This window comes from Mycobacterium intracellulare ATCC 13950 (genome assembly GCF_000277125.1).
GTDB classification, from domain to species: Bacteria; Actinomycetota; Actinomycetes; order Mycobacteriales; family Mycobacteriaceae; genus Mycobacterium; species Mycobacterium intracellulare.
Genome location: NC_016946.1, coordinates 1,932,852 through 1,955,537, shown reverse-complemented (window position 1 = coordinate 1,955,537; position 22,686 = coordinate 1,932,852). Strand labels below are relative to the sequence as shown.

General features: G+C 65.1%; 21 protein-coding genes and 1 pseudogene. 11 read left to right on the top strand and 11 right to left on the bottom strand.

Annotated elements, in window-relative coordinates; translation table 11 throughout:
• Positions 1–74 precede the first annotated feature (74 nt).
• From OCU_RS34200 to OCU_RS34190, 3 genes are all read right to left on the bottom strand, one after another.
• Positions 75–782 (bottom strand): alpha/beta fold hydrolase, encoded by a 708-nt coding sequence (locus OCU_RS34200; protein WP_225331937.1) that lies wholly within the window; start codon positions 780–782, stop codon positions 75–77.
• Positions 783–960: 178 nt separating this feature from the next.
• On the bottom strand, positions 961–1,623 hold the full coding sequence (locus OCU_RS34195) for a class I SAM-dependent methyltransferase (protein WP_014379716.1): 663 nt from the start codon (positions 1,621–1,623) through the stop codon (positions 961–963).
• A 247-nt stretch (positions 1,624–1,870) separates the two neighbouring features.
• Positions 1,871–2,698, bottom strand: coding sequence for a helix-turn-helix transcriptional regulator (locus tag OCU_RS34190; protein WP_014379715.1), 828 nt, complete (start codon positions 2,696–2,698; stop codon positions 1,871–1,873).
• A gap of 58 nt (positions 2,699–2,756) precedes the next feature.
• Here OCU_RS34190 and OCU_RS51635 point away from each other — a divergent pair.
• A pseudogene (locus OCU_RS51635) lies at positions 2,757–3,044 on the top strand (oxidoreductase); the annotation flags it as partial.
• A 64-nt stretch (positions 3,045–3,108) separates the two neighbouring features.
• Here the strand turns inward: OCU_RS51635 and OCU_RS34185 are convergent.
• Positions 3,109–4,005, bottom strand: a complete 897-nt coding sequence (locus OCU_RS34185; RefSeq protein WP_014379714.1) for a cyclopropane mycolic acid synthase family methyltransferase — start codon at positions 4,003–4,005, stop codon at positions 3,109–3,111.
• Between the two features lie 251 nt (positions 4,006–4,256).
• On the bottom strand, positions 4,257–5,120 hold the full coding sequence (gene mmaA2 / locus OCU_RS34180) for a cyclopropane mycolic acid synthase MmaA2 (protein ID WP_009956558.1): 864 nt from the start codon (positions 5,118–5,120) through the stop codon (positions 4,257–4,259).
• 345 nt (positions 5,121–5,465) lie between these two features.
• On the opposite strand from mmaA2, the gene OCU_RS34175 reads away from it, so the two are divergent.
• The 5 genes from OCU_RS34175 to OCU_RS34155 are packed head-to-tail and all read left to right on the top strand — an operon-like array spanning position 5,466 to position 10,689.
• Positions 5,466–6,470 (top strand): alpha/beta hydrolase, encoded by a 1,005-nt coding sequence (locus OCU_RS34175; RefSeq protein ID WP_014379713.1) that lies wholly within the window; start codon positions 5,466–5,468, stop codon positions 6,468–6,470.
• Between the two features lie 2 nt (positions 6,471–6,472).
• Entirely contained in the window at positions 6,473–7,312 is an 840-nt protein-coding gene (locus OCU_RS34170; protein ID WP_009956562.1) for an SDR family NAD(P)-dependent oxidoreductase, read from the top strand.
• 25 nt (positions 7,313–7,337) lie between these two features.
• A complete protein-coding gene (locus tag OCU_RS34165) occupies positions 7,338–8,258 on the top strand; it encodes a hypothetical protein (protein ID WP_009956563.1) in 921 nt (306 codons plus the stop codon).
• Positions 8,255–9,757, top strand: a complete 1,503-nt coding sequence (locus OCU_RS34160) for a flavin-containing monooxygenase (protein ID WP_009956564.1) — start codon at positions 8,255–8,257, stop codon at positions 9,755–9,757. Before OCU_RS34165 ends, OCU_RS34160 begins: the two co-directional genes overlap by 4 nt.
• 14 nt (positions 9,758–9,771) lie before the next feature.
• Entirely contained in the window at positions 9,772–10,689 is a 918-nt protein-coding gene (locus OCU_RS34155; RefSeq protein WP_014379712.1) for a MerR family transcriptional regulator, read from the top strand.
• Positions 10,690–11,132: 443 nt separating this feature from the next.
• Here the strand turns inward: OCU_RS34155 and OCU_RS34150 are convergent, their stop codons facing one another.
• The gene (locus OCU_RS34150; protein ID WP_014379711.1) at positions 11,133–12,485 is read right to left on the bottom strand and encodes a salicylate synthase; all 1,353 of its coding nucleotides are present in this window, start codon (positions 12,483–12,485) and stop codon (positions 11,133–11,135) included.
• 346 nt (positions 12,486–12,831) lie between these two features.
• On the opposite strand from OCU_RS34150, the gene OCU_RS34145 reads away from it, so the two are divergent.
• Both OCU_RS34145 and OCU_RS34140 read left to right on the top strand, forming a co-directional pair.
• On the top strand, positions 12,832–13,032 hold the full coding sequence (locus OCU_RS34145; protein WP_014379709.1) for a hypothetical protein: 201 nt from the start codon (positions 12,832–12,834) through the stop codon (positions 13,030–13,032).
• Positions 13,033–13,314: 282 nt separating this feature from the next.
• Positions 13,315–14,526 (top strand): sodium-dependent bicarbonate transport family permease, encoded by a 1,212-nt coding sequence (locus tag OCU_RS34140; protein WP_014379708.1) that lies wholly within the window; start codon positions 13,315–13,317, stop codon positions 14,524–14,526.
• Positions 14,527–14,534: 8 nt separating this feature from the next.
• On the opposite strand, the gene hemW is transcribed toward OCU_RS34140, so the two are convergent.
• A complete protein-coding gene (gene hemW, locus OCU_RS34135; protein ID WP_009956572.1) occupies positions 14,535–15,707 on the bottom strand; it encodes a radical SAM family heme chaperone HemW in 1,173 nt (390 codons plus the stop codon).
• A 252-nt stretch (positions 15,708–15,959) separates the two neighbouring features.
• Here hemW and OCU_RS51885 point away from each other — a divergent pair, with 252 nt between their 5' ends.
• From OCU_RS51885 to OCU_RS34125, 3 genes are all read left to right on the top strand, one after another.
• Positions 15,960–16,052 carry an Ms4527A family Cys-rich leader peptide gene (locus OCU_RS51885; protein WP_350494745.1) on the top strand — a complete coding sequence of 31 codons (93 nt, stop codon included), beginning with the start codon at positions 15,960–15,962 and terminating at the stop codon, positions 16,050–16,052.
• Between the two features lie 112 nt (positions 16,053–16,164).
• Complete coding sequence (locus OCU_RS34130; protein WP_008255305.1) at positions 16,165–17,832, top strand: nitrite/sulfite reductase; 1,668 nt, start codon at positions 16,165–16,167, stop codon at positions 17,830–17,832.
• Positions 17,829–18,572 (top strand): phosphoadenylyl-sulfate reductase, encoded by a 744-nt coding sequence (locus tag OCU_RS34125; RefSeq protein ID WP_009952314.1) that lies wholly within the window; start codon positions 17,829–17,831, stop codon positions 18,570–18,572. The genes OCU_RS34130 and OCU_RS34125 overlap by 4 nt, the downstream gene beginning before the upstream one ends.
• 4 nt (positions 18,573–18,576) lie before the next feature.
• Here OCU_RS34125 and OCU_RS34120 read toward each other — a convergent pair whose 3' ends face one another.
• Genes OCU_RS34120 through OCU_RS34105 form a run of 4 tightly spaced genes read right to left on the bottom strand, consistent with a single transcriptional unit; the run spans position 18,577 to position 22,397 of the window.
• On the bottom strand, positions 18,577–19,659 hold the full coding sequence (locus OCU_RS34120) for a sulfate/molybdate ABC transporter ATP-binding protein (RefSeq protein ID WP_009952315.1): 1,083 nt from the start codon (positions 19,657–19,659) through the stop codon (positions 18,577–18,579).
• 13 nt (positions 19,660–19,672) lie between these two features.
• Positions 19,673–20,491, bottom strand: a complete 819-nt coding sequence (cysW, locus tag OCU_RS34115) for a sulfate ABC transporter permease subunit CysW (RefSeq protein ID WP_008255299.1) — start codon at positions 20,489–20,491, stop codon at positions 19,673–19,675.
• Positions 20,488–21,360 carry a sulfate ABC transporter permease subunit CysT gene (cysT, locus tag OCU_RS34110; RefSeq protein ID WP_009952316.1) on the bottom strand — a complete coding sequence of 291 codons (873 nt, stop codon included), beginning with the start codon at positions 21,358–21,360 and terminating at the stop codon, positions 20,488–20,490. Before cysT ends, cysW begins: the two co-directional genes overlap by 4 nt.
• Complete coding sequence (locus OCU_RS34105) at positions 21,357–22,397, bottom strand: sulfate ABC transporter substrate-binding protein (RefSeq protein ID WP_026071545.1); 1,041 nt, start codon at positions 22,395–22,397, stop codon at positions 21,357–21,359. Before OCU_RS34105 ends, cysT begins: the two co-directional genes overlap by 4 nt.
• Between the last annotated feature and the right edge of the window lie 289 nt (positions 22,398–22,686).

Genomic DNA, 22,686 nt, shown 5'->3' with positions numbered 1-22,686 from the left:
GACCCTCCTAGTCCCCCGCGATCTTTTTCGAACGGCTGGCGCGCGAGCCGCGTCAGTCCTTGGGCCGCAAGCATTTAGGCGGCCATGATTGCTTTGGCCACCTCGTCTGGGTGGGTCAGCATGCTCAGGTGGGTCCCCGGCACGTAGACGGGTTCGACGCCGAGTCGGGATGCGAATTCCGCCGCCGGCCATTGGGGTGCGCAATCGCTGTCGCTGGCGATGTATGCGGTAGCAACACCGAGATCTGCTGGATCGACATTCAAGGCGTCGAGGAAGTAACCACCGGGCTGCGGCGCCAGGAGGTCGGCTACCATCCGCTGCATTTCCGGCGCCGCGTCTTGCATAAACAGCTCTTCAACATATGCCAAGCTCGGCGCGACCGCGCCATCAGGCGACTCGTTGATCAACCTCAATAGCAAGTCGCGGCCGGCTGGTGGGTGATCGTCCACCAGCGACCTGCCGCGCACCGGCACCAGCGCGTTGAAGTAGATGACCTTCCTGACCTTGTCCGTCAGGATTTCCGCCGCGCCGGTAGCGGGATAGCCGCCCCAACTGTGCGCAACCAGAATCACGTCGAGTTGCAGCCCGCGTACTTGGCTGACGACGTAATCCACAGCGTCCGTGAGCCGATAACCCGACGGGTCGTCGCCATCGTCGAGGCCCGGTAGGGTCAACGCGATCGCGTGATGGCCTGCCGCGCGAAGCCGCTTGGCCACCGGCCACCAGCACCACGCTGCATGCCAGCCGCCTGGGATCAGCACGTACGTCGAGACAGGTGTCACGTTATCTCCTAACAGAGTCGTGCAGCTGCGAAAGAGTTATCCGCGTCCAGCCGGCCGACTTCCAAGTCGCTGCCGTCGCCCGAGGAACGAATTCGTCTTTGCGGGTGATGGTTTCGGCGGGGACACACGCTGATGGCCATCGCGACCACCTCGTCAGACATCACCGCCGCTTGTTTCGTCACGGCCGGTGAGCGGTCAGAAGAAACGCAGGCAGCTTTTCGCGACCGTCGGCGTCCACATCGAACTTGCGACCTGAACGGGTTTGGGGCGCGTGCGCATGAATGAACGCCGGGCGGATCTCATCGATGGTCCAATGTCTGCTAACTGCTTCGCGCAGTTCGTTTCTCGTTACCACATTGGGAATCGGATATCCCGGATCTTCGGGGAACGCATCCTGGGTGAACGTCAGGATGTACAGCGACGCGCCAGGCGCCGCCGCCAGCTGTATCGAATGCAAGTAGTCGTCGCGTCGCGTTACCGGGAGTGCGTGAAACAACGCGCTGTCGACGACGGTCGCAAACCGGCCTTCGTAACCGGTAAGGGAGGTGATGTCGGACGCCACGAACCTTGCGTTGGGCAGCCGTCGGCGGCGGCGCTCCGCGACCGCCTCGGCTATCGCGATCACGCTTCGGTCGACTCCGACGACGGTGTAGCCCAATGCTGCTAATACAAGCGACGTTTCACCGTATCCGCAGCCGGCGTCGAGCACATCGCTTCGAAAAGCGCCTTGCCTGATGAGGTCGGCGATTTGTGGCTGTGGTCGACCGATGCCCCATGGTGGGTGGCCGCTGAAGATCCCGTCCTCGTGGTAGGCGTCGTCCCAATCCAATAGTTCTGTCATCAAAACCTCCTAGGCGTGCCGCTGCCCACGGGGCGGGCGACGAATGCTCACGGCCCATGTTGGCGCGGCACCGGGCCGGTATCCAGAGTCAAGTTTTCCTGGTATTGGCAGTCACAGGCTCCACGCGCGGCCGCTGAAGCCGCGCTGAGCCAACCTAATTCGAGTGGATGACTGCGGACGCCCCGCGCCCCAACGAGCCGCCTCGAATCAGCGGTGTGATGACAACCAAGCGAAACCGGGTGACGGCCTACGGCGAATGCACGAGGCTGGAGAGCTCTCGCAGGCGTTCCTCCGAAGGCGTGCCAGGTTCGGCGTAGTAGGCAATCATCGTCTGCTTCGTGTCGGGCAGCATGAATACCCGATAGCACAGCGCGAGCGGCCCAACTCTGGGGTTTTGGAATGGAGCCGGTCCGCTCGTCTTCTGCTTGACCTCTTGGCGTGCCCACAAAGTGCGGAATTGCTGGCTCGCGTCGCTGAGCTCGTCGATGAGAGCTTGAAATTCGGGATCGGCGGGGCTGTCTTCGGCAATGTTGAACCGAAGCCACGATACGAGCATGTCGGTGACCTCGTCCCAGTTGTCCACCCAGGCGGGAAAGTCCGGGTCCAGGAACGCTGTCCGCAGCTGGTTGAATCCCGGTGCGAAATAAGGCAGCAGCGCCTGGGCCATTGAGTTGGCGGCCAAAACGTTCATATGCCGGTCCTGCACATACGCGGGAATCAGCTGCCAGTTGTCGATCAACGTCCGCAGGCCGAGATCAACGTCCTCGGCCGACGCAGGGACCCTGGATCGGCGTGTGAGAGCGGGGCGAGCCAAGTTGCGCATGTACTCGGTCGCGTCATCGCTGAGTTGTAACGCGCTGGCTAAAGCCGCGAGCACCTGATCAGAGGGCTGACTCGTTCGGCCTTGCTCGAGTCGCAGGTAATAGTCGGCGCTAATGCCGGCAAGCATCGCGACTTCCTCACGGCGCAAACCCGCCACCCGGCGACGCCCGCCCTCGGCAAGGCCTACATCAGCCGGTTTCAACCGTTCTCGACGGGCCCGAAGAAACGCCGCCAGCGGTTGGCGATCAGGCATGAAACGACAATAGCGCCGTCACGCGACGCGCACGATCAACCCCCACTGCCAAGACCACCACCCGGTGTGGATGATGAATGCTATCGCCGATTTGACCTTCACCATGCTAGCCGACGGATCCCGCGGCGGTACCGCCCGATGGAAAAAACCTTCGACCAGTTACTCGGCGCCGCGGAGACCGATCCCGTTCTGGCCGAATGGATTACGCCGGTTCTCTGTGGTGGACAGCCTTGACACGATCGCGTCGGCGAGGTTGATCGCCCGCACGATTCGGCACAACACGCGGCTGTGGTTCGCCGAGCGCCGCCAGATGTGGCGCGACGGGGGCCGCGCTCGAGCAGGTTAAATTCGAGGCGGCGACGCGTACCCCGTACGGTGTGGCTTTCTGAGGAAGACGCAGCGGTAGCGGGCTACGCGGCCCGCTTTTCCATGGTGAACTGACAAACGTCCGTGTAGCCGTCCCGGAACAGCTCGCGGCAGCCGGTCAGATATTTCATGAACGTCTCATACATCTGCTGGCCCTTGAGCTCAATCGCCTCGTCCTTATGCGCTTCCAGACCCTTCGCCCAAGTGTCCAACGTGCGCACGTAATTCGACCCGATCCGGTGGTGACGAGTGATCTGGAAACCCGCCCCGGTCGCGTATTCATCGACCACCGAAATCATCGGCAAGCGACCCCCCGGGTAGATCTCTTTACGGATGAAGCTGATGAACCGCATCAGCGACATCGTCCGCTTCAGCCCGAGCTGCTCGGCCTCCTCAGCGCTGGGCAACACGATGCTGTGCAGCAGCATGACGCCGTCCTCGGGCAGCACGTTGTAACACATCTTGAAGAAGTCGGCGTAGCGCTCGTAGGTGCCGATGCCATCGGCGAAGTGCTCGAACGCCCCCAGTGACACGATGCGGTCCACCGGCTCGTCGAAATCCTCCCAGCCGTGCAGCCGCACCTCTTTGAAGCGCGGGCTGTCCATTTCGTCGAACTTTTGCCGGCAGTGCGCCAATTGGTTCTCGCTCAATGTCAATCCGATGACATTGACGTCGTACTTTTCGACCGCGCGCCGCATGGTCGAGCCCCAGCCGCAACCGATGTCGAGCAGCGTCATCCCGGGCCGCAGGCCCAGCTTGCCCAACGCCAAGTCGATCTTGGCGCGCTGCGCCTCTTCCAGCGTCATGTCGTCGCGCTCGAAGTAGGCGCAGCTGTAGGTCATGCTCGGATCGAGCCAAAGCCGAAAAAACTCGTTGGACCAGTCGTAGTGCGACTGGATATGATCGACATTCGGCTTGAGTTCTGAGTGGCCGTGCGTCATAGCCGCCGACCATATACTTCGGCTCCGCTACCTGCAATCCCTTCTGCGGCCGCGTCCCAGCGACCATCAACCGCGGTGAAGCGGCGACGCACCGAGACGGCGCCACAGCCTCCCGGCTCTGCATACGGAGCGGCGGCCCGAGCGCGTTCCTCCCGCCGCCGTTATCGCGGCAACGGCGGATCGCCAATTTTCCTAAGCGTCTATATTCGGCTGAGCCGACTTGCGAGTCCGGCGTCTGGCAATGCCAGAGGCTACTTTGCCAGGGTGAATTGGTTGACGTCGATGTAGCCGACCCGAAATCCGTTGGCGCAGCCTGTCAAGTAGCGCATGTAGCGCTCGTAGACCTCTTCGGACTGGATCTCGATGGCTTTGTCCTTATTGGCCTCGAGCGCCGCCGCCCACAAATCGAGGGTGCGGGCGTAGTGCGGCTGCAGCGACTGGCGGCGAGTCAGTGTGAAACCCGCCCTCGACGAGTGCTCCTCCACCTTCTCGATCGACGGCAGCCGGCCGCCCGGAAAGATCTCGGTGACCATGAACTTGATGAAACGGGCCAGCTCGAAGGTCAGCGGCATGCCGCGCTCCACGATCTGCGGACCGGTCAACGCCGTGATGGTATGCAGCAGCATCACACCGTCGTCGGGCAGCACGTCGTGGGCCATCTTGAAGAAGTCGTCGTAGCGTTCGTGGCCGAAATGCTCGAACGCGCCGATCGACACGATCCTGTCGACGGGCTCGTCCCACTGTTCCCACCCCTGCAGCAGCACCCGGCGGCTGCGCTGCGTGTCCATCTCGTCGAATGTCTTCTGCACGTGGGCGACTTGGTTCTTGCTCAACGTCAGGCCGACGACGGAGACATCGTATTTCTCGATCGCCCGGCGCATCGTGGCACCCCAGCCGCAGCCCACGTCGAGCAGTGTCATACCCGGCTGCAGGCCCAGCTTGCCCAGCGCCAGGTCGATCTTGGCGATCTGCGCCTCTTCCAGCGTCATGTCCTCACGCTCGAAGTAGGCGCAGCTGTAGGTCTGTGTCGGGTCAAGGAAAAGACGGAAGAAGTCGTCAGACAGGTCGTAATGAGCCTGCACGTCTTCGAAATGAGGTCGTAGTTTTTGCGTCATCCATCTGGCCTTTCTGAGGTGTAGAGGCTTCACAGCCGTTCAGAACATTGTCCGAAACGAGAGCTGTGCTACCCGATGCGTTTTTGCCGGATGCTAGCCGCTCTCGATTATGAGGTCACAGCTGCAATTGGCCGCCGAGGCTTGTGAGGCCGAGCGCCCTACGTGTCGCGGCTCGATGAGGAAATCGTGGCAACCCGGCGCACGATGGCCGATCTGCACTCGGGCCAGTTAGACATCAGCGTCTCAAGTTCGTGTCATAACTGACATCCATATGACATCTCAACTGAGAACGTGACACCCAAGCTGCCATTGACGAATGTCACCATTTGGTATTGACTGCGTTGTATGACGGACGGTGTTCCGGCTCGCGGGTCGCTGCGATCCCGCGGGGCGGCAGCGGTAAGTGCCTACACCCTGCGGCCGATCACCAGCGTGATCCCGCCCGAGCGGGCTTGGGGGCTATGGCTCTCGCGCCAGATCATCGCCAGGATCATGGGCACCTTTGGACCCTCGCTCGCGGGCACCCGCGTCGAACCGGTCGACACCAGGCTGCCCGACGGCCGCCGCGTCAAAGGGGAATGGGTCTACGGGCCGCGCACCCCCACCAGCGAAACCGAGCGCTCATCGACCACCGCCGGAGCCATCTACTACGTGCACGGCAGCGGGTACGCCGTGTGTTCGCCCAAGACGCACCGCCGGTTGACATCCTGGCTTTCGTCCTTGACCGGCCTTCCGGTGTTCTGCATCGACTACCGACTCGCCCCAAAGCATCGCTTCCCCACCGCGGCCGACGATGTCCGCGCGGGCTGGGACTGGCTGGTCGACACGTGCGGCCTACCGCCGAAACACATTGTGATCGCCGGAGATTCGGCGGGCGGTCACCTGTCCGTCGATCTGCTGCTACAACCCGGGGTCGAGCACCCCGCCGCCATGGTGCTGTTCTCGCCGCTGTACGACCTCTCGTTCGAATTGGCGCTCGCCCGTGAGCGGATTCGCCCCGATCCCGCCACCAGCGCCGCGAACGCGGTGCGGTTGGTCGGCCTCTACCACAGCGGCGTCGACCTCACCCATCAACGGCTGACGCTCGACGTCGCCGGCGGCCCCGCGCTTCCACCCACCCTGATCCAGGCCGGTGGCGCCGAGATGCTGCAAGAAGACGCGCGCCAACTCGCCGCCGACATCCGAACTGCCGGTGGCAGATGCGAACTGCAGATCTGGCCCCATCAGGTGCACGCCTTTCAGGCGCTGCCACGCATGACACCCGAAGCCGCCAAGGCGATGGCCTATGTCGCGCGCTTCATCGCGCACGCCCTGCAGGATGCGCACGCCGTTACCGAAGGGGCCCGCTGACGATGTTCGGACTCAATAAGCCCAAAATCAGCCGCGGCGCTTCGGCGGTGGTGACCGGTGCCGGAAGCGGCATCGGCGCCGCCTTCGCCGTCGAACTCGGCCGTCGCGGCGGCGCGGTCGTGTGCAGTGATATCGACCAAACCGCGGCGCAAAAGACCGCCGACGCGATCACCGAGCAGGGCGGCAAGGCGATCGCGATCCGTTGCGACGTATCGCGATTCGACGAGGTGCAGGCGTTGGCCGAGCAATCGCAGGCGTGGTTCCCGGCGGCACCCACGTTGGTGATCAACAACGCCGGTGTCGGTGCCGGCGGCGCCGCGATCGGCGATGCGCCGCTCGACGATTGGGCGTGGACGTTGGGGATCAACCTCTGGGGCCCCATTCACGGCTGCCATGTGTTCACCCCGATCCTGCGCGACGCCGAGTCGCGTGCGCCGCGGGGCATCATCAACGTGGCCTCCGCGGCGGCGTTCGGCGCCGCCCCGGGTATGGCCGCCTATAACGTCAGTAAGGCCGGCGTCCTTTCACTCTCGGAAACCCTGGCCGCCGAACTCGCCGGAACCCCGGTGCGGGTCACCGTGCTGTGCCCGACCTTCGTAAAGACCAACATTCTCGAGTCCGGCCGCATCAGCGAACAATCCAGCGAACTCGCCACCAAATTGATGCGCTGGACCGGATTGTCCGCGGAGAAGGTCGCGCGAACCTGCCTGGACGCACACGACCGCGGCGAGCTCTACTGCATGCCGCAGTTCGACGCCAAGGTCGGCTGGAACATCAAACGCCTGGCCCCGCAGGCCTATACGCGCACGGCCGGCTTGCTCTCCCGCATCAACCTGCCCTGAACACGTCGACGCAAAGGAGTTCCCGATGGCCATCGACATGGAAGTCATGCTCGCCAAGATCAAAGACCGGCAGTGGGCACTCGCCGATATCGACTGGGACGCCCCCGGCGCCGACATGATCAGTGACGAACAGCGGCCCCAGCTCAAGGCGTTCATGGCCGACCTGTGCTGGATCGAGAACATCGGCGCCAGAGGCTTTGCGGCACTGGCGAAGAAGGCCCCCACACCGACCATCGCCGAGATCTACCGCTACTTCCACGCCGAGGAGCAGCGCCACGCCAACGCCGAACTGGCGCTGATGAAGCGCTGGGGCATGCTCACCGACGGTGAGATTCCCGAGCCGAACGTGAACATCCGACTGGCCATCGACTGGCTGGACCGCTGGGCCGACGACATGCCGCTGTCTCTGCTCGGCACCGTCATCCCGATGCTCGAAGTCGCGCTGGACGGCGCCCTGTTGAAATTCCTCCTCGACGAGGTGCACGATCCCGTTTGTCACCAGGTCTTCGAGAAGATCAACAACGACGAATCGCGCCACCTGGTCGTCGATTTCGAAGTTCTCGACATGATCGGGCACGCGAAGATCCGGCGGTTGCTGATCGACTTCGTCGGTCACAATGCCACTCCGGGTCTCATCATCGGTGCGATCATGGGTGCACCGCTGATCAACAGGATCCGCAACGAGATCATCGCCATGGGTATGGAGCCCGAGCGGCTTTACCGGGCCGTGAAACGCTTTAGAGAGCTTGGCGACCGCGGCGATCGCACCAGCCGGGTACCGACTTACCGGTTCCTAAGGCGCTACGCCGGAGTGGTCACGAATCCACGCCACCCGTACCACCTGCTGGCGAATTCGATGGTATGGCTTTCCGACCGGTATCCGCGGCCGCTGCTACCGTCGGTACCGACGTGGGTCAGAGAACTCACCCACGAGCCGGCGGCATGAGCATGGCGAACAACAACGGCGCCCATGCGGCGCTCATCATCGGAGCCGGCTTCACCGGACTGGGCGCGGCAATCCGGTTGGCCGAAGCCGGAGTCGATGACATCGTGATACTCGAGCGCGCGGACCGCGTCGGCGGAACCTGGCGCGACACAACATATCCGGGTGCCAGCTGCGACGTCCCGTCGCTGCTGTACTCCTACTCATTCGTCAAAAATCCGACCTGGTCGCGAACCTACTCCCCCGCCCCGGAAATCTATCGCCACCTCGAGGACATGGCGGACCGCTTCGACATCCGCAACCGCATCAGGTTCGGCCACGAGGTCAAGGGCTTGTCCTTCGACGAGGACGCCGGCGTCTGGACCGCCACCACCAAGAACCGCAAGAAATTTCGCGCCCGCACCGTCGTGCTGGCTTCCGGTCCCCTGTCCGACGTCAGCTTCCCCGACATCCGCGGCCTCGACAGCTACCAGGGGCACAAGATCCACAGCGCCCGCTGGGATCACGATTACGACTTCGCGGGCAAGCGCGTCGCGGTCATCGGGACCGGTGCCAGCGCCATCCAGATCATCCCCGAGCTGGTCAAACGCGCCGAATTCGTCAAGGTTTTCCAGCGCACCCCATGCTGGGTGCTGCCGCGCTTGGACGTCGCCACCCCACCTGCCGTGCAAGCCTTGTTCGCCAAAGTTCCTGCCACCCAACAGCTTGCGCGCCAGACGCTGTACTGGGGGCATGAAGCCAGCGCCACGGCGCTGGTGTGGGACACGCCGCTGACGTCGTTGGTCGCCCGGCTGGGGCGGGCCCACCTGCGCGCTCAGGTGAAGGATCCGTGGCTGCGGCGCCAGCTGACGCCCGACTTCAGGCCGGGGTGCAAGCGCATGCTGGTCTCCAGCGACTACTACCCGGCGCTGCAACGGGACAACTGCAAGCTCATCGACTGGCCGATCGCCACGTTGAGCCCGGCGGGCATCCGCACCAGTGATGGCATCGAGCACCGCCTCGATTGCATCGTGTTCGCCACCGGCTACGACGTGCATCTGACCGGTCCGCCTTTCGCCGTGACCGGACTCGGTGGGCGCTCGCTGGCCGCCGAATGGGCCGACGGCGCACAGGCTTACAAGAGCATCAACGTGCACGGGTATCCGAACCTGTTCGTCATGACCGGCCCCAACTCCGGGCCGGGGCACAACTCGCTGCTGGTCTACATCGAGGGCCAGCTGGACTACGTGGTACGCGGCATCACCACCATCCTCGACGAGGACCTGCGCTATCTCGATGTCCGCGAACAGGTCCAGCGGCGCCACAACGAGGATCTCCAGCGCCGGCTGACCAGGACGACCTGGATGTCGGGATGCCGCAGTTGGTACCTCACCAAGGACGGATTCAACGGGTCGATGTATCCCGGATTCGCCACGCAGTATCTTCGCCAGATGAGGGATTTTCGGTATGAGGACTATCAGGCGGTGGCGCACGCCCGGGCGCGCGCCAGCCGATCCGCCTGAGATCGCGCCCTGACATGGCAACCGAGCGTGCGTCGCGGCCCGAACCCGGCACCATCGCCAGCGTGCTGCACAACGTGCGCCGCGCCCCCAAACGCGTGCGGCGCCAATCGCGGGAATATCGACAACTCATCGAAACGGCGGTGTCCCAGCTGTTCGACGCGGCGGTCCGACACCCGCACGGCGCCGCGAACTCCGGGGAGTACCGCATCGACGACCTGGCCCGGCTGGCCGGCACCACCACCCGCAACATCCGCGTCTACCGCGACCGCGGGCTGTTGCCGCCCCCGCTGCGCGTCGGGCGCATCGCGCTGTTCAACGACACCCACCTGACCCGGTTGCGGCTCATCACCTCGATGCTCGACCGCGGCTACACCATCGCGCACGTACGAGAAATGCTCAGCGCGTGGGAGGAAGGCAAGAACCTCGGTGACGTGCTGGGCCTCGAAACCGCCATCGCGGGCCCGTGGACGACCGAGAAGCCGGAAACCATGCCGCTCGCCGACGCCCAGCGACTCGTCGACGACCCGCAAGCCTTCGAGCGGCTCGTCGCGCTTCAAGTGATTCGGATTGACGGGTCCAACGCGACGATCACCCGCCCGAAACTGATCGCGGCGTTCAATGAAATCCGCGGCTACGGTGTCGAATTCGACAAGCTCATCGACCTGCACGAGCAGATCGTGCCCGAGATCGACAAGATCAGCGACATGCTCGTGCGCGCCGGCGCCGAACACGTGCTGGACCGCATCAGGCCCGGCGAGCCGCTCCCGGCCGACGCCGAGATCGCCGAGCTGATCACCATGCTCGTGCGCTTTCGGACTCAAGCCGTGGCCACGGTCACCGCGACGCTCGCGTCCTCGATCGAATCCAATATCGAGTCGCTCGTGAGCCGCATTCTGGCGGACTATCTCGCCGAGTCGAGCTCTTCGGCCTGAGCGGCGGTGGCTTTCGGGATTGTCCTCGGCCGCCTCATGCCGTGAGCGCGCGACCTAACGGTGGAGCGCTAAAAAGGGACGACAGTGCAGGTTGGGCACGTAAAAGTGCCCGTGCAGGCCGCTGCCGTGGGAAAAGTGAGCGCCAGCATGACGGCAAGAACGACTTTCGACTTGAGACCAGCCACGAATACTCCATCCCGTTGAAGTTGGGACAGATGCTAAACGCAACACCGCGAAAAAACTTGAGAATGACGGATATTCGCTGTCAACCCTTTACCGGCCGTTGAGAATTCACCCGTCGCGCGGCCATAGCCGCCGCTTGCGCTGCATATCACGTTAATCAGTGTCAGTGTTCCTTCTGTTTGAAGGACTTTGCTGGCGGTGATCTTCTCGGCCCTTCGCGCCTCACCTTCGGAGGCGCTTGGACTCGTCGAATTCCTCGCCTAGGCGCGCGCAATCAGATAGGGCGCGAGCGTGGACAGCTTCTCGCACGTCTCTTCGAATTCGCGTTCGGGCGTGGACTCTTCGATGATGCCGGCACCGGCCCGCAACCAGGTCCTGCCGTCACGTTCGTAGGCCGCGCGCAGCGTCAGCGCCGCGTCCAGCCCGCCGTCAGCCGAAATCATCACGACCGCACCCGAATAGAGGCCACGGGGTCCTTCGTCGAGGCGCATGATCGCTTCGACACCGCCCGCTTTCGGGATGCCCGAGGCGGTGACCGCAGGGAACAACGCTTCGAGCGCGTCCATCCGGTCGTTCGACGTGCCCAGGCGCCCGCTGACCGTGGACCCGAGGTGCTGGACACTCCCCCGCTCGCGCACCGTCATGAAATCGGTGACGACCGCAGTGCCGGGCTCGGCGATCTCGGTCATCTCCTGCAGCGAGCTTCGCACCGAAATCGCGTGCTCGACAATCTCTTTGGAGTTCGACTCCAGGTCATCTCGCGCCTCGCGGTCACGCGCCTCGCCACGACCGAGCGCCCGGGTGCCCGCCAGCGGCTCGGTCACCACGACACCGTCGCGATGGACCGCCGCGACCAGTTCGGGGCTGTAGCCCACGGCACGAATCCCACCCAGCGACAACAGAAACGATCGCACCGGGGTGTTGTGCCGGCGCGCCAGCCGGTACGTGGACGGGAAATCGAGCGCGAAAGGCACTTCGAGAGAACGGGAAAGGATCACCTTGTGGTAGCGGCCCGCCGCGATCTCCGCCACGGCCGACGCGACACGATTGCGGTAGTCGGAGGTGTCGGCGATGACGTCGATCGCGGAGGCCTCGCGCAGCCCGGAGACGCCGTCGCCGAGCACAGCCAGCACTACGTCGCGGTGGTCGGCCGACGCGTCGAACAGACGAATCGCCTCCCGGGACACCACGATGCGGCCCCGCGGCCAAAACACCCGCGCCAGCGGGGTTCCCGGCGCCAGGCGCTGTTGCAGCCCGTAGCGATAGACCCCGAATTCGAAGGCGATCCAGCCGAAGAGTTGGTCTGTTTCCAGCAGCAGCCGGTCGATGGCCTCGCCCAGCGCCGGCCCGGGTCGCCCCGACCACTGCTGGCGCTGCGTGACCCCATCGCGGATCACCCGCAGCTCGTCGCTGTCCAACTCGATCATGGCGTGCACACCGGTGGCCAGCACCCATTCCCCGCTGCGCTCGTAGAGCAGATACTCTTCCCCGACGCGTTCGGAGAGCACCACGGCCAACTCGGCCGCCAGGTCCGCCGGGTCGATATGGGCGGGAAGCGGGATCGATGGCGACGCAGAACCGGCGGAACTTGTCTCGACGCTGACCTCGGTCACGGTTAGTAAATGTAGCCTAACCTATGTAGCTGTGCGCAACCGATCCCATCGAGTTGGCCCCCGGGGGGCGCCTTCGGCTAAAACTCCCTCGGAGTTAAAGCCCGGCTCCGCCCGAGGCTACCCGCCGGAACGCGCCGATTCGTCGCTCCAGCCGTTCCGTTCGCGCAGCTAGGTCGGGGTCGCCGCCGGCGCGGAAGGTCAGGCGCCGCCGATCCGGTGTGAGGCTCGCCACCTGGAACGTTTTCCCACCGTTTACGTCGTGGTCGCGCACCGAACGGCGTGGGCCGCGAGACTCGTCCTAGTGGCACTGGCCCGTCCGCCCGGATTCGCTGATTGGAGGAACGACGTGTTCAGCATTCGCCTCAGCAGTGGCGAGGAGGTCCAGGCGAGCGCAGGCGACGAGCTCGAAATCAATCAAGAGACCGGTGTGCTTTCGGTGTCCCGGATCGACGGCTTCGAGGAAATCACGACGCACTACTCGCCCTCGGCCTGGCTGTCGGTGACCCACCGGCAAAAGGGAGCCGGGGTCAGGCCGTCGCCCAACTGACTCAGATTTTGACTACACAGTAAATAGACAGCATCTTCACACCAATCTCACGGCTGATGGGGCGCCTGCCGGCACCGGATTTCGTTCCGCCAGATCGGGCCTGACCAGCGCATTTGCGGCGCGAGGCGGGTCTGGAAGGCCCGTCCTTCCCGCCGTGCTTTCGAGTGGCAGGTCGACCGCCACGGGGATAAATTTCTGACGGTCGTCGGGATGTTTCGTGGTTGCTCCGCGTTTGCGGACGGTGCTTCCCCCTGATCGCGGGTCTACTCAACGGAGGCATCGATGCTGCAAGAGTTTTGGCACAACTTCACCCACAACCTCTTCAAGCCGCTCTTGCTGTTTTTCTACTTCGGCTTTCTGATCCCCATCCTGAAGGTGCGCTTCGAATTCCCCTATGTCATCTATCAGGGGTTGACCATGTATCTGCTGCTGGCCATCGGCTGGCACGGCGGCGAAGAGCTCGCGAAGATCAGCGCCTCGAGTGTCGGCGCCATCGTCGGATTCATGGTCCTGGGCTTCGTGTTGAACTGTGCCATCGGCGGTTTGGCCTACGTGGGCCTGAGCCGACTGAAAACGCTGCGGAAGGTGGACCGCGCGACGATCGCGGGCTATTACGGGTCGGACTCGGCCGGGACCTTTGCCACCTGTGTGGCCGTGCTGGCCGCCGTGAACATCGCCTTCAACGCTTACATGCCGGTGATGCTGGCCGTGATGGAGATCCCGGGCTGCCTGGTCGCGCTGTACTTCGTGGCCCGACTGCGCCACCGGGGCATGGACTCCGGCGGATACATGCCCGACGAGCCCGGCTACACACCGCCCGTCAAGGTCGGGGTCGGTCCCGGCAGTGCCGCGCGGCCCCCGCAGGGCCAGAGCCTCGAGAGGCAGGAAGCAAGCCTGGAGCACGAGTTGGAGGACTGGGAGCCCGAGCAGAGCCCGGACGACGCCAAGGCCAAGCGGATGCCGATCCTCTCCCGCGAGCTGTTTCAGGAGGTGTTCCTCAATCCGGGGCTGGTCCTGCTGATGGGCGGCATCATCATCGGTCTCGTCAGCGGGCTGCAGGGCCAGAAGGTCGTCGCCGACGACGACAAGTTCTTCGTGCTGGCGTTCCAGGGCGTGCTGTGCCTGTTCCTGCTCGAAATGGGCATGACGGCGTCGCGCAAGCTGAAAGACCTGCGCACGGCGGGCCCCGGATTCATCGTCTTCGGTCTCGTGGCGCCGAATGTCTTTGCGACGCTGGGCATCTTCGTCGCCTGCAGCTACGCCTCGCTGACCCACACCGACTTCAAGACGGGCACCTATGTGCTGTTCGCGGTCCTGTGCGGCGCGGCGTCCTACATCGCCGTCCCGGCGGTGCAGCGGCTCGCCATCCCCGAGGCGAGCCCGACGTTGCCGCTGGCCGCCTCGCTGGGTCTGACGTTCTCCTACAACGTCACCGTCGGAATCCCGCTCTACATCGAGATCGCCCGGGTCTTCGAGCAATGGTTCGGGGTCTGACCGGGCCGCTACCCCAATAGCGTCCGCACCACGGCGTCGGCCAGCAGCCGTCCCCGATCCGTCAGGACGAGCCTGTCACCGGTTGTCACCAGCAACCCGTCGGCGACGACGCCCGCGGCGCGTTCACGCTCTTCGGAATTCAACAGGCCAACCGGAAGGCCTTGGCGCAGGCGGACTTTCAACAGCACGTCTTCGGTGTGCAACGTGTCGGCGTCGAGCCGCTCGAATCCCGCGACCGGCAGCGCGGCCGCGCCCAGCCTCTCGGCATATGCGTTGGGATGCTTGACATTCCACCAGCGCGTGGTGCCGACGTATCCGTGCGCGCCCGGTCCCGCGCCCCACCACTGGCCGCCGTCCCAGTAGCCCAGGTTGTGCCGGCATTCACCCCCTGGCCGCGACCAGTTGGACACCTCGTACCACGACATGCCCGCCTCGCTCAGGCGCGCGTCGACCAATTCGTAGCGGTGGGCCAGCACGTCGTCGTCAGGAGCGGCCAGTTCGCCGCGACGCACCCGCCGGGCCAGGGCGGTGCCTTCCTCGACCACCAGCGCATAGGCCGAGACGTGATCGACGCCGGTCTCGATCGCGGTGTCGACCGATCGCAGCAGGTCGTCGTCGGACTCCCCCGGGGTTCCATAGATCAGATCGAGGCTGACGTGTTCGAAGCCCGCGGCCAGCGCCTCGCGGGCGGCATCGGCCGATCGGTTCGGCGTGTGAATGCGGTCGAGGACACCCAGCACCCGTGGCGCCACCGATTGCATCCCCAGGGACACCCGGGTGTAGCCGGCCGCGCGGATGGCATCGAAGAGGTCCGGCCACGCCGACTCGGGGTTGGCCTCGGTGGTGATCTCGGCATCCGCTGCCAGCGGAAAGTGCTCGCGCACCATGTCCAGCAGCGTCACCAGGCGCGCACCGCCGAGCAACGAGGGCGTCCCACCACCGACAAACACGGTGCTCACCGGCGGCGCTTGCAGTCGCGCGGCCGCCAGTTCCAATTCGGCCCGCAGCGCACCCAACCAGGCGTCTGGATTGACGCCCCCTAGCTCCGCTGGGGTATAGGTGTTGAAATCGCAATAGCCGCAACGCGTTACGCAGAACGGGACATGCACGTAGATGCCAAACGGCTGCCCGGCGGTCACCCGCACGTCGGGCAGGTCGACCAGCTCCTCGCGAATGGCCATGCCAAATGATCCCACGCAGACGCCCGGCGCCGGCGCCGTCGATCCCGGCTGCCGGGGGCTGCCCGTGCGCCGAGCGTGCGCCGGCTGCGACATTCCGGCCGGATTTTCGCGCTGGGTGCACGCTCGGCGTTGCCGCGCGGTGGATCCCCCGGACTTGATGCCGCGGTGGCCCGTCAGCGGCACTTTTAATCATCGTGAGCCCAGATTTGACCTGCTCGCACGGCCCCCCGGCATCCATGGCACAATGGGGGCGTGACTGTCGCCCAGCCCAGCCCGCACATTGTGCTCGTGGCGCGACGGCACATCGATCTCAAGCGCGTTTGCAGCTGTATCTGTCTGCCTTGACTTGGTAGACCCAGCCCACTGTGTCTCCAGCAGGCCGACGGTTTCGTGCCGCCCATAAGTGCCGGTGAACTGTGCTGGCCGCGCTGGCGATCTTTTTGAAGGAGAACTTCCGATGACCACCGCCCGACCCGCGAAGGCCCGTAACGAGGGCCAATGGGCACTGGGGAATCGTGAGCCGCTGAACCCGAACGAAGAGATGAAGCAGGCCGGCGCCCCACTGGACGTGCGCGAGCGCATCGAGACCATCTACGCCAAGAACGGCTTCGACAGCATCGACAAGAGCGACCTGCGTGGGCGCTTCCGCTGGTGGGGCCTGTACACCCAGCGTGAGCAGGGCTACGACGGCACCTTCACCGGCGACGACAACGCCGAGCTGCTCGAGGCCAGGTACTTCATGATGCGGGTGCGCTGCGACGGCGGTGCGCTGTCGACGGCCGCACTGCGCACCGTCGGCCAGATCTCCACCGAGTTCGGACGCGACACCGCCGACATCACCGACCGGGAAAACATCCAGTACCACTGGATCGAGATCGAGAACGTCCCCGAAATCTGGCGGCGGCTGGCCGACGTCGGATTGCAGACCGCCGAGGCGTGCGGCGACTGCCCCCGCGTGATCCTGGGATCACCGCTGGCCGGCGAGTCGCTCGACGAGGTGCTCGACCCGACCTGGGCGATCGACGAGATCGCCCGCCGCTACATCGGCCAGCCCGACTTCGCCGACCTGCCGCGCAAGTACAAGACCGCCATCTCGGGCCTGCAGGACGTGGTGCACGAGGTCAATGACATCGCGTTCATCGGCGTCAACCACCCCGAGCACGGCCCCGGGCTGGACCTGTGGGTGGGCGGCGGCCTGTCGACCAACCCGATGCTGGCCCAACGGCTGGGTGCCTGGGTGCCGCTCGAGGAAGTGCCCGAGGTTTGGCACGCGGTCACCTCGATCTTCCGCGACTACGGGTACCGGCGGCTGCGCTCCAAGGCGCGGCTGAAGTTCCTGGTCAAGGACTGGGGCGTCGAGAAGTTCCGTGAAGTCCTCGAAACCGAGTACCTCAAGCGTCCGCTGATCGACGGACCGGCACCGGAGCCGGTCCCGCGTCCGATCGACCACGTCGGTGTGCAACGGCTCAAGAACGGGCTCAACGCCGTGGGTGTCGCCTCGATCGCGGGACGGGTCTCGGGCACCACCCTGTCCGCGGTGGCCGACCTCGCCGAGGCGGCCGGCTCGAACCGGATCCGTTTGACCCCCTACCAAAAGCTGGTGATCCTCGACGTCCCCGACGACAAGCTCGAGGAGCTGATCGCCGGTTTGGAGGCGCTCGGCCTGCAGTCCCAACCGTCACACTGGCGCCGGAATGTGATGGCCTGCACGGGAATTGAATTCTGTAAGCTGTCATTCGCCGAAACACGAGTCAAGGCGCAGTCTTTGGTGCCCGAGCTGGAAAGTCGGCTCGCGGACATCAACCTGCAGCTCGATGTTCCGATCACCGTCAACCTCAACGGCTGCCCCAATTCGTGCGCACGCATTCAGGTCGCCGACATCGGGTTGAAAGGCCAGATGGTCGACGACGGAAACGGTGGCTCGGTCGAGGCTTTCCAGGTACACCTGGGCGGCAGCCTGGGTCAAGACAGCGGCTTCGGCCGAAAACTGCGTCAGCACAAGGTCACCAGCGACGAGCTCGGCGACTACATCGAGCGGGTCGCACGCAACTTCCTGAAATATCGCGGCGAGGGTGAACGTTTCGCACAGTGGGCCATGAGGGCAGACGAGGACGATTTGCGATGAGCGAACGAACAACCAGACATTCCGAGGCCGAGCTGCGCGAACTCGCCGCCCGGGGGGCGGCCGAGCTCGAGGGCGCCAGCGCCAGCGACGTATTGCGTTGGACCGACGAGACGTTCGGCGGCGTCAACGGACCGCGCGGATGGGCGACCTGCAACTACGTGGTGGCCTCCAGCATGCAAGAGGCGGTGTTGATCGATCTGGCCGCCAAGGTGCGCCCGGGTGTGCCGGTGGTGTTCCTGGACACCGGCTACCACTTCGTGGAGACCATCGGTACACGCGACGCCATCGAGTCCGTTTACGACATCCGGGTGCTCAACGTCACGCCCGAGCAGACCGTCGCCGAGCAGGACAAACTGCTGGGCAAGGACCTGTTCGCGCGTGATCCCGGTGAATGCTGCCGGCTGCGCAAGGTCGCCCCGCTGGGCAAGGCGCTGCGCGGCTATTCGGCCTGGGTGACCGGGCTGCGCCGGGGCGAAACCGCCGCACGCGCCAACGCCCCGGTGGTCGGCTTCGACGAGGGCTTCAAGTTGGTGAAGGTCAACCCGATGGCGACCTGGTCCGACGACGACGTGCAGAACTACATCGACGAGCACAGCGTGCTGGTCAATCCGCTTATCTACGACGGCTATTCGTCGATCGGCTGCGCCCCGTGCACGGCCAGGCCGCTGGCGGGCGCCGACCCGCGCAGTGGGCGCTGGCAGGGGCTGTCCAAGACGGAGTGCGGTCTGCACGCCTCGTGACGAATCACGCTGAGGTCAGCGTGTTCTCATCCTCGGCCGCTTTGTGACCGGGCTCCGCCGCAGTCGGGGCGATCGGTGGGACCCGGGTGGCACGCACGTAGACGGTGTCGCCGTCGCGTAATGCCAGGGCCTCGGCGTCGCCGCGTGTGATCTGCGCCGTGAAGAAGCCACCGGTGGCGGCGCTGGTCAATTCGACCCGCACCTCGAAACCCAGCGCCACCACCCGGTCAACGGTGGCCCGCACCACCCCGATCGACTCCGCGGTGCCGTCGCCGCCGGCGATCGCCATCTCGGGGTTGCGACCCACCCGGATGTCGTGCGGACGCACCAGGGCGCCGTTGAGGGTGGACACCGCGCCGAGGAACGACATCACGAACGCGTTCGCCGGGGCGTCATAGACGTCGGTCGGGGATCCGATCTGCTCGATGCGACCGTGATTGAGCACCGCAATCCGGTCGGCGACATCCAATGCCTCCGCCTGATCGTGGGTGACCAGCACCGTGGTCACGTGCACCTCGTCGTGCAGGCGGCGCAACCACGCCCGCAAATCCTCACGCACCTTGGCGTCCAGCGCACCGAACGGCTCGTCGAGCAGCAGCACCTGCGGGTCGACCGCCAGCGCTCGAGCCAGCGCCATCCGCTGTCGCTGACCACCGGAGAGCTGATTGGGATAGCGGCTCTGAAAACCGCTGAGCCCCACCACTTCCAGCAGGTTGTCGACCTTGGCTTTGATTTCGGCTTTGGGCCGCTTGCGAACCTTGAGCCCGTAGGCCACGTTGTCGCGGACGGTCAGGTGCTTGAATGCCGCGTAGTGCTGGAAGACGAACCCGATGCCGCGGCGCTGCGGTGGCACCCGGGTCACGTCGCGACCGTAGATCGTGACGGTTCCGCTGTCGGGCTGGTCGAGACCGGCGATGGTGCGCAGCAGCGTCGATTTGCCCGAACCGCTGGGACCCAACAACGCCGTCAGCGACCCGGTCGGCACGACGAAGTCCACGTGGTCCAGCGCGACGAAGTCGCCATAGTGCTTGTAGGCGTCGCGCACGATGATGGCGAGGTCGTCCCGGCCGGTACCGGTGTCTGTCACGTCATCCTCCTCGTCAGGCCTGCTTCGCCGCTCGGGCGCGGCGGGCGTCGAGAACCACCTGGAAAATCAGCACCAGCACCGCAACCCCCATCAGCAAGGTCGACAGCGCATAGGCGCCGTACTCGACGCCGCGGTTGTATCGGTCCGAAACAAGCAATGTCAGTGTTTGCGACTTTCCCGGCAGGTTCGACGACACGATGAGCACCGCACCGTATTCCCCCAGGGTACGTGCGATTGTCAACACGATGCCGTAGGTCAGGCCCCACCGGATGGACGGCAGCGTGATCCGCCAAAACGTCTGCCACCAGCCCGAACCCAGCGTCGCCGCCGCCTCCTCCTGGTCGGTTCCCAGCTCGTGCAGCACCGGCTCCACCTCACGCACCACGAACGGCAGGGTGACGAAGATGCTGGCGAGCACGATGCCCGGCAGGCCGAAGATGATTTTGAACCCGAGGTCGTTTTCGACGAATCCCAGCGCACCGGCCGAGCCCCACAACACGATCAACGCCACGCCCACGATGACGGGTGAGACCGCGAACGGCAGGTCGATGATCGCCTGCAGCACGCCCTTGCCGCGAAACCTGTTGCGCGCGAGCACCAATGCCGTCGGGATGCCGAAGATTACGTTGAGCGGCACCACGATGGCCACCACCAGCAGGGTCAGGTTCAGCGCCGATATCGCCGCGGGAGTGCTGACCCAGGCGTAGAACTGGCCGAACCCGGGCCGAAACGTCCTCCACAGGATCAACGACACCGGCACGACCAGCAACACGAAGATGTATCCGAGCGCCACGAATCGCAGGGAATAGCGGACTCCGGCGGACGACGTCATGCGGCCAGCTCCTCGCGTTTGGCCGCGTGCCCACCCACGATCCGCAAGATGAGCAGGACCACGAACGAAATCGCCAACAGCACAATGGATATCGCGGCGGCGCCGGTGCGGTCGTCGTTTTCGATCAGGGTCCGTATCCACTGCGATGACACTTCGGTTTTGCCCGGCACCGCGCCGCCGATCAGCACCACCGACCCGAACTCGCCGATCGCGCGTGAGAACGCCAGGCCCGCACCGGACAACAGCGCGGGCAGCAGCGCCGGCAGCACCACCGAGGTGAAGATCTTCGGGCCGCTGGCGCCCAGCGACGCCGCCGCCTCCTCGACTTCGCGATCCAACTCCAGCAGCACCGGCTGAACCGCGCGGACCACGAACGGCAGCGTCACGAACGCCAACGCCACCGTCACACCCCACGCGGTGTGCTGCAGGTGCAGACCCACCGGGCTGTTGTTGCCGTACAACGCCAGCATGACCAGGCTGGCGACGATGGTGGGCAGCGCGAACGGCAGGTCGATGATCGCGTCGACCAGTCGCTTCCCGACGAAGTCGTCGCGCACCAGCACCCACGCGATCACCAGACCAAAAATCAGGTTGAGCACAGTCACCCCGGCCGAGATCGTCAGGGTCACCCGGAAGGATTCCAGCGCGGCATTGGAGGTGACCGCGAGCCAGAACGCGTGCCAGCCGCCGCCGGCGGACTGCCAGGCGATCGCCGCCAGCGGCAGCAACACGATCACCGAAAGCCACACCGTTGCCGCCCCGACCCGCAGGGCGGTGGTCCCGCGGCCACGCCCGGGCAGCGGCCCGTGCCCGGGGTCGCCGCTGAGTTCGGGCCGGATTGCCAGCGGGTCCGGCGTGATGGCCGTCATCCGGTGGCCTGCGTGTAGATCTTGGTGATGCTGCCGGTGCTCTTGTCGAACAGCTGCGGATCCGCCGCGCTCCAGCCGCCGAGGTCGGCGATGGTCCACAGCTTCGTCGGCACCGGATATTGGGCGCGGAAGTCGGCGGCGACCGACGGGTCGACCGGCCGGAAACCGGCCTGCGCCCAAACCTTTTGGGCCGCGGCCGTGTACTGGAAGTTCTTGAACGCGACGGCGGCCTGCAGGTGGGGGCTGGTGTTGACGACGGCGACCGGATTGTCGATCTTGAAGGTCTGCGGCAGGTTGACGTGGTCGACGGGCTTGCCCGCCCGTTCGGTCGCGATGGCCTCGTTCTCGTAGCTGATCAGCACGTCACCGCTGCCCTGGATGAAGACGTCGGTGGCTTCGCGTCCCGATCCGGGACGGAGTTTGACGTGCTCGGTCACCAGCTTCTTGATGAAATCCACGCCGGCGGCGCTGTTGGCGCCGCCTTCGCTCTTGACGGCGTACGGCGCCAGCAGATTCCACTTGGCCGACCCCGAACTGAGCGGGCTGGGCGTGATGACCTCAACGCCGGGCCGCAGTAGGTCATCCCAGTCCTTGATGTGCTTCGGATTGCCCTTGCGCACCACCAGCGTGACCACCGAGCCGAACGGGATCCCCTTGGTGGCGTCGGTGTTCCAGTCTTTGGAAACCTTGCCGGCCTTGACCAGTCGCGCGATGTCGGGTTCGACGGAGAAGTTCACGACGTCGGCCGGCTTGCCGTCGACGACACCGCGGGATTGGTCACCGGAGGCCCCATACGAGGTCACCACCTGCACGCCCTTGCCTTCTTCGGAGGCATTGAACGCCGGAATTATCTTGCTCCACCCGGGTTCTGGGACCGAATAGGCGACCAGCGTGATGGAAGTGCGTGCGCCGGCCAGCCCGCCGCCGCCGACGGCATCGCTGGCGCCCCCGTGGCAGCCGGCGATACTTGCGGCCACGCCGGCTGTCGAAACCAGGGCGAGTACAGGCCGCCAACGCAATGCGGTCCTGATGTCCATCGAAGGCCTTCCGGTGGGGGACTTATCGGATCTCGGTCCCGTCTCAGCGGAAAGGCAACTAGAACTTCAGGAGGATTCGAGAACTCCAGAACCAGACCGCACACGGGTTTGGGAGTCAGCGACAACAGTGCACGAAGGCATAGCACCCCGGGATGCCAATCGCCACGCGCATGGCGGGAAGCCTAACAGGAATTGACGGTGCCGCCACCGCAGCCGGCGCCAGCCACCGCGGCGGGCGCCTCACCGGTGCATCAGGTGCGTGACCAGCCACGTGCCGATCACCAGCGCC

Excerpts from the sequence above, each read along its gene's own strand:
- OCU_RS34195 (WP_014379716.1), bottom strand. The coding sequence starts at position 1,623 with ATGACAGAACTATTGGATTGGGACGACGCCTACCACGAGGACGGGATC.
- OCU_RS34190 (WP_014379715.1), bottom strand. The coding sequence starts at position 2,698 with ATGCCTGATCGCCAACCGCTGGCGGCGTTTCTTCGGGCCCGTCGAGAA.
- OCU_RS34185 (WP_014379714.1), bottom strand. The coding sequence starts at position 4,005 with ATGACGCACGGCCACTCAGAACTCAAGCCGAATGTCGATCATATCCAG.
- mmaA2 (WP_009956558.1), bottom strand. The coding sequence starts at position 5,120 with ATGACGCAAAAACTACGACCTCATTTCGAAGACGTGCAGGCTCATTAC.
- OCU_RS34175 (WP_014379713.1), top strand. The coding sequence starts at position 5,466 with ATGACGGACGGTGTTCCGGCTCGCGGGTCGCTGCGATCCCGCGGGGCG.
- OCU_RS34170 (WP_009956562.1), top strand. The coding sequence starts at position 6,473 with ATGTTCGGACTCAATAAGCCCAAAATCAGCCGCGGCGCTTCGGCGGTG.
- OCU_RS34165 (WP_009956563.1), top strand. The coding sequence starts at position 7,338 with ATGGCCATCGACATGGAAGTCATGCTCGCCAAGATCAAAGACCGGCAG.
- OCU_RS34160 (WP_009956564.1), top strand. The coding sequence starts at position 8,255 with ATGAGCATGGCGAACAACAACGGCGCCCATGCGGCGCTCATCATCGGA.
- OCU_RS34155 (WP_014379712.1), top strand. The coding sequence starts at position 9,772 with ATGGCAACCGAGCGTGCGTCGCGGCCCGAACCCGGCACCATCGCCAGC.
- OCU_RS34140 (WP_014379708.1), top strand. The coding sequence starts at position 13,315 with ATGCTGCAAGAGTTTTGGCACAACTTCACCCACAACCTCTTCAAGCCG.
- hemW (WP_009956572.1), bottom strand. The coding sequence starts at position 15,707 with ATGGCCATTCGCGAGGAGCTGGTCGACCTGCCCGACGTGCGGGTGACC.
- OCU_RS34130 (WP_008255305.1), top strand. The coding sequence starts at position 16,165 with ATGACCACCGCCCGACCCGCGAAGGCCCGTAACGAGGGCCAATGGGCA.
- OCU_RS34125 (WP_009952314.1), top strand. The coding sequence starts at position 17,829 with ATGAGCGAACGAACAACCAGACATTCCGAGGCCGAGCTGCGCGAACTC.
- cysW (WP_008255299.1), bottom strand. The coding sequence starts at position 20,491 with ATGACGTCGTCCGCCGGAGTCCGCTATTCCCTGCGATTCGTGGCGCTC.
- cysT (WP_009952316.1), bottom strand. The coding sequence starts at position 21,360 with ATGACGGCCATCACGCCGGACCCGCTGGCAATCCGGCCCGAACTCAGC.
- OCU_RS34105 (WP_026071545.1), bottom strand. The coding sequence starts at position 22,397 with ATGGACATCAGGACCGCATTGCGTTGGCGGCCTGTACTCGCCCTGGTT.